Raw genomic sequence first — 14730 nt, forward strand, 5'->3', positions numbered from 1 at the left:
TCAGAGGACCTTGGCGAGGAAGGCGCGGGTGCGCTCGTGGGCGGGGGCGTCGAGGACCTGGGCGGGCGGGCCGAGCTCGACGAAGCGGCCGGCGTCCATGAACGCCACCGCGTCGGCCACCTCGCGGGCGAACCCGATCTCGTGAGTGACGACGATCATGGTGGTGCCGCCGCGGGCGAGGTCCTTGATGACGTCGAGGACCTCGCCCACCAGCTCGGGGTCGAGCGCGGAGGTCGGCTCGTCGAACAGCAGCAGCTTCGGCTCCAGGGCGAGGGCGCGCGCGATGGCGACCCGCTGCTGCTGGCCGCCGGACAGGGTACGCGGGTAGGCGTCGGCCTTGTCGGCCAGGCCCACCCGGGCCAGCAGCCGCTCGGCCAGCGGCTCGACCTCGGCGCGCGGCCGGCGCTGCGCCGACAGCGGCGCCTCCATGAGGTTCTGCTTGACGGTGAGGTGCGGGAACAGGTTGAAGGACTGGAAGACGAAGCCGATCTGGGTGCGCTGGCGCAGCACCTCGCGTTCGGAAAGCTCGTGCAGGCGGTCGCCGGCCTGCCGGTAGCCGAGCAGCCGCCCGTCCACGCGGACCGAGCCGCGATCCACCTTCTCCAGGTGGTTGATCGTGCGCAGCAGGGTCGACTTGCCCGAGCCGGACGGGCCGAGGACCACCAGCACCTGGCCCCGGGGCACGTCCAGGTCCACGCCGCGCAGCACGTGCAGGGGACCGAAGCTCTTGTGCACGCCGCGCAGCTCGACCATCGCGCTCATGCCCGCCCCCTGCCGTAGTGCCGCTCGACGTAGTGCTGGACGAGCGACAGGGCGGTGGTCAGGACGAGGTACCAGATGGCCGCGACCAGCAGCAGCGCCATGACCCGGCCGTTGCGGTTGTAGATCACCTGCACCTGGTAGAACAGCTCGGGCAGCGCCATGATGTAGACCACCGAGGTGCCCTTGATCAGGCCGATGATCTCGTTGCCCGCGTTGGGCACGATGGTCCGCATGGCCTGCGGCAGGATGATCCGGAACAACCGCCGCGCCGGGGGCAGCCCGAGGGCCGCCGCGGCCTCCCGCTGCCCGTGGTCCACCGACAGCAGGCCGCCGCGGACGATCTCGGCGGCGTAGGCCGCCTGGTGCAGGGCCAGCCCGAGCACCGCCGCCGTCAGCGGCCCGATGAGGTCCATCGTGCCGAAGTCGAAGAACGCCGGGCCGAACGGCACCCCGACCGACAACCGCGGGTAGAGCAGTGCCAGGTTGTACCAGAACAGCAGTTGCAGGATGAGCGGCACCGACCGGAACAGCCACACGTACCCGAAGGCCACCGACGACAGCAGCCGGTTGGGCGACAGGCGCATCAGCGCCAGCACCGTGCCGAGGGCGAAGCCGAGCCCGATGCCGAGCGCGGTCAGCTCCAGCGTGAGCAGCACCGAACGCACCACCGACGGCGCGAACAGGTACTGCCTGACCACCTCCCACTCCCAGGCGGGGTTGGTGATCAGGGCGCTGGCGGCCATCGCCAGCACCACGAGCACGGCGGCCGCGGCCACCCACCGCAGCGGACGGCGGGCGGTCACCACCTCCAGCGGCCGTTCCGCCTCCTGCTGGGCGGGGGCCTGAACCTCGGGCAGCGTCATGGCCTGCCCTCGATCCGGGCGCGCGCCGGAACGCGTACCGTGCGGAACTCGGTGGTGCGGCGCAGGCGGAAGCCGAGCCGCTCGTACAGGCGGATCGCGCGCGTGTTGGCGGCGGAGGCGTGCAGGAACGGCGTCTCGCCGCGGTCCCGGATGCCGGCGGCGACCGCGAGCACGAGCCGGGTCGCCAGGCCGCGGCCCCTGTGGCGGGGATCGGTGCAGACGGCGCTGATCTCGGTCCAGCCCGGCGGATGCAGCCGCTCCCCCGCCATCGCCACCAGCGCACCGCCGAGCCGGATGCCGAGGTAGACGCCGAGCTCGACGGTCCGTGGCAGGAACGGGCCCGGCTTGGTCCGCTCGACGAGGCCGAGCATCTCGGGCACGTCCGCCGGCCCCAGCCGCACCACGCCGGGGTCGTGCCTCCCGGTGACGCGTTCGCCGGTGAGCTGGACCCCGGGGATGTTCTTCGCCTCTTCCCAGCCGGCCGGCGGCACCGCTGCCGGGTCGTTCAGCGGCACGTCGCCGCCCTCGCCCGCCAGCGCTGCCGCGTCCTGCCAGTCGGCGGGACCCGGGTCGTGCGGCATGGACAGGAACGGGGACACGTCGAGGGGGTAGCGCAGCACCCGGCCGCGCCGTTCGGCGAGGTGCGCGTGCGCCCCGAGGAGCGAGGCGCGCACCGGGTCGTCCAGCGGGTCGAAGCCGGCACCCTCCTGCCCGACCGATAGGGGGCGGGACCCGTCAGAGGCGGCGGGGAACGCGGGCGCGGTCATGCCGCGACCGCATCAGGCGAGCGCGAGCCGCCGCCGGTTCCGCCGGTCCCGAGGAACTGCACAAGCATGCGCCGAGGCCTTTCTCACGTCCGTCAGCCGCCCTCAGCTCAGCACAGCCCTCAAAAGCCGTCAAGACCTACTTGTTTAGTTGGTTTTTCGTAGGTTTCCCACATAACCCCCTTGATTTATGGCAAATCTCTTCCTACCTTGAAGCTCCAGCAGCCGGAGAGGATGTCATGAGTCACCTGACCGTGTTCGATCTCGACGGAACGCTCGTCGACACGCCACGCGCGATCGTCGAGACCTTCACCGCGGCGTTCGGCGCGCTGGGCGTCGCCGCGCCACGGCCCGCGGCCATCCGCGCCACGATCGGGCTCCCGCTCGAACGGGCCTTCGGCGACCTGCTGGCCGTGGCACCGGACGGCGAGCTGGTCGCCAGCGGGGTCCGGCACTACCAGCGCCTGTTCAAGGAGATCATCCTGCCGCGCGCCCGCGAGCTGGTCTTCCCCGGCGTGGCCGAAGGGCTGGACGAGCTGCGCGTCCAGGGCTTCACCCTCGCCGTGGCGACCAGCAAGTTCTACGCCAGCGCGGACGCGCTGCTGCGGTCGGCGGGGCTGCGTGACAGGTTCGCCCTGGTGGTGGGCGCGGACCAGGTGAGCAGGCCCAAGCCGGACCCGGAGTCGGGACTGCTGGTCCTGCGCACGCTCGGCGTGGCGGCTCGGCACGCGGTGATGGTGGGCGACACCGCGCACGACATCCACATGGCCAACGCGGCGGGCATGCGCTCGATCGCCGTCACGTACGGCGTGCACGGTGCCGGCGAGCTGGCTCTCGCCGGCCCCACCTGGGTCGCCGGCACGTTCGCCGAGGTCGTCGTCCGGCTGGGCTCGGCGCTCACGGACCCTGCGGAGCCGCCGCACGAAGCGGAGCCGCCGCACGAAGCGGAGCCGCCGCACGAAGCGGAGCCGCCGCACGGCATCGGGGTGCGGCGAGAGGCCGAGGAACTGGCCGGATGAGCGGGCGCGCGCTCGACTGGTCGCTCGCGATCGCCGGCGGTGTGCTGCTCACGCTGATGACCCAGGCCAACGCGGTGCTCGCCGGCCACACCGACGCCCTGTACGCCTCCTGGGCCGCGCACGGGCTCGGGGCCGTGGTGGCGGCGATCCTGGTGCTGGCCGTCGCCCGCCGCGCACCGGCCGCAGCGGCTCCCGGCGAGAGCGAGGGCCGCGCGCCGCTCTGGTACTACCTGGGCGGCATCCCCGGCGCCCTCGTCGTCGTCCTGTCGGCCATCGCGGTCAACAGCGAGCTCGCCCTGGCCGGCACCATCGCCCTGATGCTCACCGGCCAGCTCCTCTTCGGCACGGTCTCCGATCACCTGGGCCTGCTCCACACCCCCAGGCGCCGTGTCACGTCCATGGACCTGGCGGTCGCCGGCTGCGTGCTCGCCGGCGGCGTTCTCATCGTCCTCGGCGGAGCGTGACCATGCTCTTCTTCGTCGTCCTGGCGCTGCTCAACGGCGTCCTCATCGGCACCAGCCGCACGGTCAACGGCCGGCTCAGCACCAGGAAGGGCGCGTTCCGGGCGTCCGTGTGGAACCACGTGGTCGGTTTCGCCTTCCTGAGCGTGGTCCTGCTCGTCCTGCGCACCTGGCCGGACGTCACGGACGCGCCCGTCGCCGCCTACGCGGGCGGGGTGTTCGGCGCCCTGTTCGTCGCGGTCAACAGCTACGTCTTCCCCAGGCTCGGGGCGATGAGCGCCTCCGTGCTGGTGATCAGCGGGCAGGTGCTGTCCGCCGTGGTCATCGACTGTGTTCAGCAGCGAGCGCTGCCGGCGCCGATCAGGCTGGCCGGCGTGGTGCTCGTGCTCCTGGGGCTCAGCCTGCCCCGATTGTCAGCCCGTCTCCGGCAGAGGGAGATCCACCAGTGCCCGACCGAGAAGAAGTGATCGACGCCCTCCTCGACGACCGCGCGTACCACATCGAGTTCAACGGCCACCTCACCAACCATGCCAAGCACGCCGTCGTGGCCCTGGCCGGGCTGGGCGTGCCCGCCGCCGACATCAAGGCGTACTACGACGCGTACGCGAAGCTGACCTCGTACGGGTTCGGCCTGGAAGCGCCCAAGCCGGACCGGCACCTCATCACCGAGCAGAACTGGCGCGAGCACCTGGGGCAGCGCACCAGCTTCTGGTCCTACTGCGACTTCTTCGACCGGCTCGAACGGGATCTCGGCCTGGAGGAGGTCCTGCGCCGATACGTGCCCGAGTTGCTGCCCGGCTGGACGGGCTCGTTCACGCACGCCACCATCCATCTCGGCTGGGCACTCGACGTCGGCCACCGGTGGATGGCGATCGAAGGGCTGGCGTACCTGGCCTTCTCGTACTCGACCTGCCATCCGGAACGGGCACGGCCGCCGCGGGCGGACGGCGCGCCCGTGGACTCGCTGTTACGACTGGCCGGCGTGTGGGACGAGCACCGCGACGAGCTCGCCCACTGGGTCGCCGGCATCCTCGCCGACACCTCCCCTGTCGAGGACGGCCGCATCCACCCGGAGCTGCTCCGCTCCGGCCTGCAGTTCCGGATCGCCCGCACGCTGAGCGAGGGCCATCCCCTCTTCTACGACACACCCGCGTGGACGCGGGACGACACCTGGGAGCCGCTGTACTACGCGGTCACCCTGCTCTACTTGTCACGTCCGGGTGACTTCGTGCTCCTGCACCTGATCACCTCGTTGTACGCGGTGGAGCGGATCGCCCAGCACCTGCCGGCCGAGCAGCGGTGGGAGGCCGCCGTCTGTTTCTGGATCGGGCTGCTCGGCACCGTCTTCTCCGGCGGCGACTTCCCCCGCCGCGACAAGCTCGCCGCCCTGCACCGGATCTTCTCCGAAGCCGAGGACGAGGGCGCCGGCGATTGGGACACGATCGTGGGCCGGGCCGTCCTGGAGGAAGAGGAGCACAATCCCAAGCTCGTGCACGTGCTGCGCCGGGTGTGGGAGCGCAGCGGCCACCGCTCGATCTACCGGGTCGCCGCCGGCCAGTTCACCGCCACGCCCGAGCTTCCGCCCTCGTTCGACGAGCCGCCCACCGCCTGACGGGACCGCCATGCCTGCCCAGCACAACCTCCATCTGCTTCCGCAGACCCGCCAGCTCCGCGCCCTGCACACGGTCGTCCGCGACCGGCACGCCGGGCTCGACGTCTTCGTCCTGCATGCGCGCCGCATCATCCGCCTCCTGCTGGAGGCCGGGCTCGATCAGCTCCCCTTCACCGAACACCACGTGACCACGCCGGTGGGCGCCACCTACCGGGGGCTCAAGCACGCCGTCGACATCTGTGCCGTGGCCGTGGTCAGGGCCGGGGAGAGCATGGAGGCCGAGTTACGCGACATCCATCCCGGCATCCGCATCGGCAAGATCCTCATCCAGCGGGACAAGCAGACCAAGCTTCCGCATCTGTACTACTCGCACCTGCCTCCGGGCATCGCCGGCAGCCACGTCCTGCTCCTGGAGCCGATGCTGGCCACCGGCGGCTCGGCCAACGCCGCCATCGACGTGCTGCTCAAGGCCGGCGTGCGGGAGGAGCACATCGTCCTGATCGACTTCATCGCCGCACCCGAGGGCATCCGCGCCGTCCGCGAGGCGCACCCGCACGTCAAGATCGTCGCCTCCTCGATCGAGGAGCGGCTGAACGACCACGCCTTCATGGTCCCGGGCATCGGCGACTTCGGCGACCGCTACTTCGGCACCACCGACCCGGGGGCATGATGATCACCGTTCCTTCCGCCCGGCCGGCCGGGCTCCGCGTCCCCGTCGGCATCGGGGCCTGCCTGCCCGACCTGCTGCTCCAGCAGGCCGAGCACCGGCCCGACGCCGTGGCGGTCACCGGCGCCGGCGGCAGCCTCACCTTTCGCGAGCTCGTCCGCGACGCCGGCCGGCTGGCGGCCCGGCTCCGGCGGCTGTCCACGGGCCCTGACGACTGCGTCGGCCTTTACGCCGGCCCCTCGGCCGACCTGATCACCGGCGTCTGGGGGATCCTCATGGCGGGGGCCGCGTACCTGCCGCTGTCCCCCGACTATCCGCAGGACCGCGTCCGCTTCATGATCGAGGACAGCCGGGCCGCCGTCGTCGTCACCCAGCCCCACCTCGTCGGCGAGGTGTCGGAGCTGGCGCCGCCGGGCACGCGGATCGTCAGCCTGTCCGACGTGGTCGACGAGTGGCAGCCCGGCGAGGCGGCCTGGCGACCCGGCTCCCTGGCTTACGTCATCTACACCTCCGGCAGCACGGGCCGTCCCAAGGGGGTGCTGATCGAGCACCACAGCATCGCGTCCCAGCTGCGCTGGATGCACACGTGCGGCCACGTCGGCCCGCACACCACGGTGCTGCAGAAGACGCCCGCGAGCTTCGACGCCGCGCAGTGGGAGATCCTGGCGCCGGCGTTCGGCAGCCGGGTCGTCACGGCCCCGGCGGGCGGCCATCGCGACCCGGACGCCCTCATCGACACCATGGCCGCCTACGACGTCACCACCCTGCAATGCGTGCCCACGCTGCTCGAAGCGCTGGTGGACACGGGGCGGCTGTCGCGCTGCACGGCGCTGGCCCGGGTCTTCTCCGGCGGCGAGGCGCTGACCAAGCGGCTGGCCAGGGACTTCTTCGCCGCGCTGCCGGAGGCGTCGCTGATCAACCTGTACGGCCCCACCGAGTGCACGATCAACGCCACCGCGCATGTGGCCGATCCCTGGCAGGCCGCCGACGGGGATGGAACGCTCCCGATCGGCGTCCCTGTGGACAACACGCACTGCTTCGTCCTGGACGAGAACCTGGCCCCCGTGGACATCGGGGAGACGGGCGAACTGTACATCGGCGGCGCCCAGCTCGCCCGGGGCTATCTGAACCGGCCCGAGCAGACCCGGGAGCGGTTCATCCCCTCGCCGTTCGTCCCGACCCAGCGGCTCTATCGCACCGGCGACCTGGTGTACTGGAATCCCGATGGCACCCTGCAGTTCGCCGGCCGCGCGGACGACCAGGTCAAGTTACGCGGTCACCGGATCGAACTGGGCGAGGTGGCGCTGGCCGCCGAGCGGCACGCCTGGGTGCGGCGGGCGGCGGCGGTGGTCGTGACCGATGACAGGACCCGCTCCCCGCAGCTGGTGGTGTGCGCGGAGCTGAATCCCCGCGAGGCCGCCCTCATGGACCAGAGCCATCACTCGGCCCACCACCGCTCCAAGTCCGACCGCCTTCAGGTCCGCGCGCAACTGGCAGACGCGGGGCTCAGGCCGGACCTGGCCGGCCTGCCGGCGGTGGCGCTGCCTCACCGCGACGAGCCCGCCGAGCTGCGCCGGGCGGTCTTCGCCCGCAAGACCTACCGGTTCTACGAGGGCGGACCGGTCACCCGCGCGGACCTGCTGGCGCTGCTCGACCCCAAGCCCGCCAGGACGCGCGCCCGCCACCTCGATGGTCTCGGGCTCGACGAGCTCGGGCGGATCCTGCGCTGGTTCGGCCAGTTCCGCAGCGACAAGCGGCTGCTGCCCAAGTACGCCTACGCCTCGCCAGGCGCCCTGTACGCGACCCAGCTCTACGTGGAGGCCGCCGGCGTGGCCGGCCTGGCTCCGGGGCTGTACTACTACAACCCCGCGGAGCACGCTCTGGTCCGCATCGGTGCGGCCCTGCTGCCCGAGGACGGCGGCCTGAGGGTGCACCTGTCCGGCAGGCGGGCGGCGATCGAGCCGGTCTACCGGGAGAACCTGCACGAGGTCCTGGAGTTCGAGGCCGGTCACATGGTGGGTGTCTTCGAGGACGTGCTGCCCGCGTACGGGCTGGACATCCGCCCGCTGGACCGCGTCGCCTCGGTACGGGAACGGCTCCGCGTCGAGCCCCACGACCACTACGTCGGCACGTTCGAGATCCGCCCGCACGACGGCTCGCCGCGCGCCGAGGACGTCGAGGTCTTCCTCCAGGCGCATCCCGGCCGGGTGACGGGCCTGCCGGCGGGCTGGTACCGGCATCGCGGCGGCGCGCTGGAGCGGGTCTCCGGCGAGCTCGTGCTGCGCCGGCACGTCGTGGCGATCAATCAGCAGGTGTACGACCGCGCGGCCTTCGGCCTGGCCCTGCTGGCCGGGGACGCGCGGCCGTGGCTGGCGTACGTCGTGCTCGGCGCCCGGCTGCACCACCTGCAGCGCAACGGCCTGGGCCTCGGCCTGATGTCGTCGGGGTACAGCTCGAAGAGCGGCCACCCGATGCCCGCGGCGCGGCGCGTGGAGGAGATCCTCGCGAGTGCGGGGCTGCCCGCCCCGCAGGCGATGTACTTCGCGCTGGGCGGCCGGGTCAGCGCCGAACAGGTGGCCGGCGAGGACATGCGCGAGGACGCGGTCCACATGAAGGGCCCCGCCGAGCTGATCAAGGACGAGCTGGCGCGCCTGCTGCCCGGCTACATGCTGCCCAACCGGGTCCTGCTCGTGGACGCGCTGCCGTTGACGGCGAACGGCAAGGTGGACGCCGCCGCGCTGCGCGCCCTGGCCCGGCCGCGGCCGGGCGCCCGGCGCACGCCGCCCGTGACCGCGACCGAGCGGTGGCTGGCCGAGGAGTGGGGCCGGGTGCTGAAGTACGACCAGGTGTCGGCGACGGACGACTTCTTCGCCTGCGGCGGCAACTCGCTGACCGCGGTTGCGCTGATCAACCGGATCAACCGGGAGTTCGGCACGCGGCTGCCCTTCCAGGCGCTGTTCGAGTCGCCCGGGCTGACGGCTCTGGCGGCACGCGTGGATGACGGGCAGGCAGCGCCGTCCTCGCGGCTGGTGTCCCTCGGGCGCGTTGCGGAGGGCCGGCCGGTGTTCTGCTGGCCCGGGCTCGGCGGCTACCCGATGAACCTGCGCCCGCTGGCCGGCCACGCCGCGCAGGACCGCCCGTTCTACGGGATCCAGGCGTACGGCCTGAACCCGGGCGAGGAGCCCTACCCCTCCATCCAGGACATGGCCGCCGCGGACGTGGCCGAGATCCGCCGCGTGCGGCCGGAGGGGCCGTACACGTTGTGGGGGTACTCCTTCGGCGCGCGCGTCGCCTTCGAGGCGGCCAAGCAGCTCGAAGGAGCCGGCGAGCAGGTGGACGGGGTCGTGCTGATCTGCCCGGGCAATCCCCGGGTGGGGGCCGGGAGCCGGGCTCGCGAGGCGTCCTGGGCCAACCCCGCGTACGTGACGATCCTCCACTCCGTCTTCACCGGCACGGTCGCCGGCCCCGGCCTGGAACGCTGCCTGGAGCAGGCCAGGGACGAGGAGAGCTTCACCGGCTTCGTGCACGGACTGCTGCCCGAGCTGGACCGGCCGCTGATCCGCCGGATCGCCCGCCTGGTGGCCAGGACCTACGCCTTCCCGTACACGTTCGACGGACTCGCCGCGCCGGTGACCGTCATCAGGGCCGCCGGCGACGAGCAGCCGCGCGTCGACGGCAAGGTGTTCGAGCTGACCGCCGACCACTACGGCGCGCTCAGGGAGCCCGGCGTGGCCGAGCTCGCCCGCGCCATCCGCACGAGCACGAAGGAGTCGTGATGCCGCACGTCACCATCCAGCACTTCCCCCTCGACCTCGGCCCCGAGCAGAAGCGACGCCTGGCGGACGCGCTGACCGCGGTGGTCGTGGAACAGTTCGGCACCTACGAGGGAGCCGTGTCCATCGCGCTCGAACCGGTGGACCCCGGCGACTGGGCCGCCGCGGTGTACGAGCCGCGGATCGCCGGCCGCCCGGATCTGCTGATCAAGGCTCCGGAGTACCGCGGTTGAGCGGCATCCCCCTGGTGGTCGCCGAGGAGGTGGCCCAGGCGCTGGCCGAGGGGCGGGCGGTGGTCGCGCTGGAGTCGAACGTGATCACGCACGGCCTGCCGTACCCGGACAACGCCGCCACCGCCGTCAAGGTGGAGTCCGCGGTGCGGGCCGGTGGGGCGGTGCCGGCGACGATCGGCGTGGACGGCGGCCGGCTGCTGATCGGCATGAGCGCGGCGGACATCGAGCGGTTCGCCTCGACCCCCGGCATCCCGAAGGCCGGCAGCCGGGACCTGCCCGTGGTGCTGGCGCGCGGCGGGCTCGGCGCCACCACCGTGGCCTCCTCGCTGGTCGCCGCCGAGCTGGCGGGAATCCCGTTCTTCACCTCCGCGGGCATCGGCGGGGTGCACCGGGGCGCGGAGACGACGATGGACATCTCCGCCGACCTCATCCAGTTCACCCGCTCCAGGGTGGCGGTCGTCTGCGCCGGGGCCAAGAACATCCTCGACCTCGGGCTGACCCTGGAGTTCCTGGAGACGCAGGGAGTGCCGCTGGTGTCGTACCGGTCGGACGACTTCCCGGCCTTCTACTGCGCCTCCAGCGGCCTGCGCAGCCCGCACCGCATCGACGATCCCGACGTCGTGGCCCGCGTCGTCGACAACCATTGGGCGGCGGGCAGCCGCGGCGCCGTCGTCATCACCACCCCGCCCCGCCCGGAGGACGCCGTGGACCCCGCGGTGGCCGAGACCGCCGTGCGCGCCGCGCTGGCCGCCGCCGAGCGGGACGGCGTCAAGGGCAACGCGGTCACCAGATACCTCATGCGAGCCGTGGACGAGGTCACCGGCGGGCGGACCTCGCAGGCCAACATGGCGGTCCTCATCAGCACGGCCGAAGTCGGCGGCGTGCTCGCCGCCGCGCACGCCCGCCACCGATCCGCTCTCCGATAAGGACGCCTCACATGCCCGTGGAGTTTCTCGGCATCGCCTACACCAACAACGCCTCGGAGACCACCGCCCGATCCGGGCTCTCCTTCGACAAGGACTACACCCTCAGGCTCGCCCGCGCCCATGAGGACCATGGCTGGGACCGGGTCCTGTTCGCCTACGGCTCCGACACGCCGATCCCCACGCCGGCCGCGGGCTGGCTGGCGGCGAAGGTGGAGCGGCTGCAGATCCTGCTCGCGCACCGGCCGAACGTGTCCTACCCGACGTACGCCGCGCGCTCGTTCGCGACGCTGGACCACATCAGCGACGGGCGGCTGACCATCCACTTCATCACCGGCGGCAACGACCACGAGCAGCGCCGCGAGGGCGACACGCTGACCAAGGACCAGCGTTACAGCCGGACCAGGGAGTACATCCAGATCGTCAAGAAGGTGTGGGCCGGCAGGGAGCCGTTCGACCACGAGGGCGAGCACTACCGCTTCCACGACTACGTCAGCGACGTCTTCCCGGTGCAGGACCCGCATCCGGGGATCTCCTTCGGCGGCTCGTCGCCCGCCGCGTACGCCGCCGGGGGCGCGGAGGCGGACATCTACTGCCTGTGGGGCGAACCGCTGGCCGACACCGCCCAGCAGATCGAGGCGGTGTGGGCGGCGGCGCGGGCGGCCGGGCGGGCCGACCTGCCGCGCATCCAGGTGGCCTTCCGCCCGATCATCGCCCCGACCGAGGAGCTGGCCTGGGAGAAGGCCCACCGTACGGTCGAGGCCATCCGGGTACGGCGGGCCGTCAGGCAGCCGCCGCGCGGCCATGCGCCGGACGGGCCGGAGAACACGGGCGCGCAGCGGCTGATCGCCATCGCCGCCAAGGGCGAGCGCTTCGACCGGGCTCTGTGGACGCCCACGTCCGCCGCCACGGGCGGGGAAGGCAACTCCAACGCCCTGGTGGGCACCCCGGAGACCGTGGCGAAGGCGCTGCTCGACTACTACGACCTGGGCGTGGACATCATCTCCGCCCGGGGCTACGACCTGCTCGGCGACGCCGTCGACTTCGGGCGGCACGTCATTCCGATCATCCGGGAGGAGGTGGCCAGGCGCGACCGCGAGGGGGCCGAGCGCGGGCCGCACCTGCTGGAGAAGATCACTGCCGGGATCTGACGGTCCGGGCGCCCGCACTCGGGGGTGTGGGCGCCCGGACCGTCAGGTGTCCACGCTGACGGCGTAGGCACCGGCCGGAGTGCCCAAGGCGGGATCGAAGCCGAGACCCTTCACGCTCTTGCGGGCCGCGATCTGGTCGGCGGGAACGTACAGGGGGAAGACGATGGCCTCCTCGTCCACGGCCCGCTGGATCTTCGTGTAGAGGTTCTTGCGCTCGGCCTGGTCGGAGCCGGCCGCCGCCTGGTTCAGCCAGCCGTCGATGCGCGGGTCCTCGATGTGGGCGAAGTTGACGGCGGCTCCGGACGACAGGATGAGGTTGAGCGCCGCCCCTGCGTCGGAGTCGCCGCGGGAGTTCCAGAAGATCTCGTACTCGTTGGCCTTCCACGCCTGCTGCGCCGCGCCCTGGTCGAGGATCTGCACCTGCAAATCGATGCCGGCGCTCTGCTTGACCTGCGCCTGGATGGCCTGGGCGAGTCAGCACGCCTTGTCCCTGGAGAGCGTGCTGGAACTGTCGGAGAAGACCGGCCTCCCACTCGACCAGTTGCTGCGCGGCACGACCGCGGCAGAGGTGTCCGTGCACCGGCCACGCGAGGTGGACGCGCCGGGTGTGCTGGTGGACGATCCTCAGCGCGGCATCCGGATGACGAGCATGGTCATCCCGTCCCGCGGCTCCGCCACCCCGCCCTCGCAGCCCGGCCATTCCTCCGGCATGCTGCTCGTGGGGGTGGGGTTCGTCCGCGTCGTGCATTCTTCCTCCAGGGTCGTGCTGCGGCAGGGCGACGCCTTGCGCGTGGCGGGCGGCAGCGTGCTCAGCATCAGGAACATCGGCGACGTGAACGCGCTGGTCTTCCACCTCTCCTACCGGTGACGGAAGCGTCGTGACCCAGCAACAACGCCTCGTTCACGTCGCGCGTGACCAGGAGAGCGGCACCCACTGCGCACCCTCCCCTGCACGAGTCCATGTCGTCATCCACCGGCACCGCACGACCGCAGGGCGCCTGACGACTGTCCGGGCGGTGGACCGGCGTATTTCCACGGAAGGCGATCAGCGACACCGGGCGCCGGCGACGCGGCCGAAGTCCACGTACGCGCGGGTGACCAGCGAGAGACGGGGGCTCATGATCACGACGCTACACGCCGCCCTCCCCCTAGTCAATTATTCCTACTGGATATATATGGAATAGGCAGCGCGGGAAACGGGTTGTCGGGCAGGAGCAGGACCCGGCGCGCGCGATCGGGCTGTCCGGCCGCGTCCAGGTGCAGCAGGGCCGTCCCTATACCGGCGGCGCCGGTCATGTAGCCGGTGTCCGCACTGACCTCGCCGGGCCGCACCCGGCGGTAGGCCTGGTACCAGCGGTAGCCGCGCCCGTCGTGGTCGTCGGCCCTGGCCACCAGATCGGCGGCGAGAGTGCGGGCGAACTCCAGGCAGGAGGCACGCCCCGTGACCGCCCACAGCCCCACGAACAGTTCCACCAGACCGGCCGTGCCGCAGCACTGGCAGGCCGAGTTCCAGTAGCCCGGCGTCCTGCGCGGCGGGGCGGAGCTGTCGACCACGCCATGCGCCAGCCGCTCGACCCAATCCAAGTCCTCAAGGTCGCCGGCCACCCGATACAGCTCGTAGAACATCCTGGCCACCCCGGCCGCGCCCGAGCAGAACCCCGCGTAGTACAGCTCCCCGGACCGCGGCACATGGTGCGGAACCAGGGCACGGCCGCCGCCCGTCACACTCACCTCGCGCACGAAGCCGGCTCCGCTGCGGGCGGCGCGCAGGAAGCGCTCGTCTCCGGTCACCCCGTACAGGCGGGCCAGGAGGAAGGCGATGCCGGCCGAGCCGGCCAGGAAGCCGGGGGTGATCGCGTCGGAGGGCAGGCCGTCGAGGCCACCGTGCCGGTGGCCGGGCACGGGCAGCCCGGCGATGCGCAGGCCCGCACTGACGGCCGCCGCCTCGTATCCGGGCTCGCCGAACCGGGCGGCGGCACGCAGCAGACCCAGCACGATGCCGCCGTCGCCGCGCTGGGCGGGGTCGAACGTCCAGCCGAAGCCGTCCACACGGGCGCGCCCGCTCGCGACGATCAGGTCGGCGATGGCCGCCGCCTCGGCGTCGAACCGGTCGTCCCCGAGCGCCCAGCCGGCCTCCATCAGCGCGATCATCGTGCCGGTCAGCCCGTGGTGCAGCGTCAGGTCGTCCTCCCGCCGCCAGGTGGCCGCCAGCCACTGCGCACCACGCCGCGCGTCCTCCAGGTATGCCTCGTGCCCGGTGGCGGCGGCCAATTCCAGGAAGAACAGCACGACCCCGGCCGCTCCCGAGTACAGGGACCGGGGCCGCGGCGGCAGCGCCGACCTGCCGTGCCGGTCGGGGTTGGCCCGCCAGTGCCTGCCGTCCTCGTCGTCCACGGCGGCGGATCTTATCCAGCGCGCGGTCGAGATGGCGGCCGTCATCGGAGACTGGGCACGAGCGCTCACGGGGCGGATCTCGTCCAAGCTCATGGCCGGGACTATGGC

General features: G+C 72.2%; 15 protein-coding genes. 10 read left to right on the forward strand and 5 right to left on the reverse strand.

The window, feature by feature from the left end:
• From ACBJ32_RS48545 to ACBJ32_RS48555, 3 genes are read right to left on the reverse strand one after another with little or no spacing between them, the layout of a single operon-like run.
• A complete protein-coding gene (locus ACBJ32_RS48545; protein WP_375132674.1) occupies positions 1-762 on the reverse strand; it encodes an amino acid ABC transporter ATP-binding protein in 762 nt (253 codons plus the stop codon).
• The gene (locus tag ACBJ32_RS48550) at positions 759-1625 is read right to left on the reverse strand and encodes an amino acid ABC transporter permease (protein ID WP_375132675.1); all 867 of its coding nucleotides are present in this window, start codon (positions 1623-1625) and stop codon (positions 759-761) included. The genes ACBJ32_RS48545 and ACBJ32_RS48550 overlap by 4 nt, the downstream gene beginning before the upstream one ends.
• Complete coding sequence (locus ACBJ32_RS48555) at positions 1622-2392, reverse strand: GNAT family N-acetyltransferase (protein ID WP_375132676.1); 771 nt, start codon at positions 2390-2392, stop codon at positions 1622-1624. Before ACBJ32_RS48555 ends, ACBJ32_RS48550 begins: the two co-directional genes overlap by 4 nt.
• 236 nt (positions 2393-2628) lie before the next feature.
• On the opposite strand from ACBJ32_RS48555, the gene ACBJ32_RS48560 reads away from it, so the two are divergent.
• Genes ACBJ32_RS48560 through ACBJ32_RS48600 form a run of 9 tightly spaced genes read left to right on the forward strand, consistent with a single transcriptional unit; the run spans position 2629 to position 12228 of the window.
• Complete coding sequence (locus tag ACBJ32_RS48560) at positions 2629-3408, forward strand: HAD family hydrolase (protein ID WP_375132677.1); 780 nt, start codon at positions 2629-2631, stop codon at positions 3406-3408.
• Positions 3405-3872: a DMT family transporter gene (locus tag ACBJ32_RS48565; protein ID WP_375132678.1), complete on the forward strand. Its 468-nt coding sequence runs from the start codon at positions 3405-3407 to the stop codon at positions 3870-3872. The genes ACBJ32_RS48560 and ACBJ32_RS48565 overlap by 4 nt, the downstream gene beginning before the upstream one ends.
• Positions 3873-3874: 2 nt before the next feature.
• Positions 3875-4336 carry a DMT family transporter gene (locus ACBJ32_RS48570; protein ID WP_375132679.1) on the forward strand — a complete coding sequence of 154 codons (462 nt, stop codon included), beginning with the start codon at positions 3875-3877 and terminating at the stop codon, positions 4334-4336.
• Positions 4315-5481, forward strand: a complete 1167-nt coding sequence (locus ACBJ32_RS48575; RefSeq protein WP_375132680.1) for a questin oxidase family protein — start codon at positions 4315-4317, stop codon at positions 5479-5481. The genes ACBJ32_RS48570 and ACBJ32_RS48575 overlap by 22 nt, the downstream gene beginning before the upstream one ends.
• 10 nt (positions 5482-5491) lie before the next feature.
• Entirely contained in the window at positions 5492-6151 is a 660-nt protein-coding gene (gene upp / locus ACBJ32_RS48580; RefSeq protein ID WP_375132681.1) for a uracil phosphoribosyltransferase, read from the forward strand.
• The gene (locus ACBJ32_RS48585) at positions 6148-9924 is read left to right on the forward strand and encodes an amino acid adenylation domain-containing protein (protein ID WP_375132682.1); all 3777 of its coding nucleotides are present in this window, start codon (positions 6148-6150) and stop codon (positions 9922-9924) included. The genes upp and ACBJ32_RS48585 overlap by 4 nt, the downstream gene beginning before the upstream one ends.
• Positions 9924-10154, forward strand: coding sequence for a tautomerase family protein (locus tag ACBJ32_RS48590; RefSeq protein ID WP_375132683.1), 231 nt, complete (start codon positions 9924-9926; stop codon positions 10152-10154). Before ACBJ32_RS48585 ends, ACBJ32_RS48590 begins: the two co-directional genes overlap by 1 nt.
• The gene (locus ACBJ32_RS48595) at positions 10151-11080 is read left to right on the forward strand and encodes a pseudouridine-5'-phosphate glycosidase (protein ID WP_375132684.1); all 930 of its coding nucleotides are present in this window, start codon (positions 10151-10153) and stop codon (positions 11078-11080) included. Before ACBJ32_RS48590 ends, ACBJ32_RS48595 begins: the two co-directional genes overlap by 4 nt.
• Before the next feature lie 11 nt (positions 11081-11091).
• The gene (locus tag ACBJ32_RS48600) at positions 11092-12228 is read left to right on the forward strand and encodes an LLM class flavin-dependent oxidoreductase (protein WP_375132685.1); all 1137 of its coding nucleotides are present in this window, start codon (positions 11092-11094) and stop codon (positions 12226-12228) included.
• Between the two features lie 42 nt (positions 12229-12270).
• Here the strand turns inward: ACBJ32_RS48600 and ACBJ32_RS48605 are convergent, their stop codons facing one another.
• Complete coding sequence (locus ACBJ32_RS48605) at positions 12271-12648, reverse strand: hypothetical protein (RefSeq protein ID WP_375132686.1); 378 nt, start codon at positions 12646-12648, stop codon at positions 12271-12273.
• 40 nt (positions 12649-12688) lie between these two features.
• Between ACBJ32_RS48605 and ACBJ32_RS48610 the strand changes: the two genes are divergently transcribed.
• Positions 12689-13096 carry a hypothetical protein gene (locus ACBJ32_RS48610; protein WP_375132687.1) on the forward strand — a complete coding sequence of 136 codons (408 nt, stop codon included), beginning with the start codon at positions 12689-12691 and terminating at the stop codon, positions 13094-13096.
• A 284-nt stretch (positions 13097-13380) separates the two neighbouring features.
• On the opposite strand, the gene ACBJ32_RS48615 is transcribed toward ACBJ32_RS48610, so the two are convergent.
• Entirely contained in the window at positions 13381-14715 is a 1335-nt protein-coding gene (locus tag ACBJ32_RS48615; protein WP_375132688.1) for a lanthionine synthetase LanC family protein, read from the reverse strand.
• Between the last annotated feature and the right edge of the window lie 15 nt (positions 14716-14730).

Source organism: Nonomuraea sp. GTA35 (assembly GCF_041950525.1).
Taxonomy (GTDB): domain Bacteria; phylum Actinomycetota; class Actinomycetes; order Streptosporangiales; family Streptosporangiaceae; genus Nonomuraea.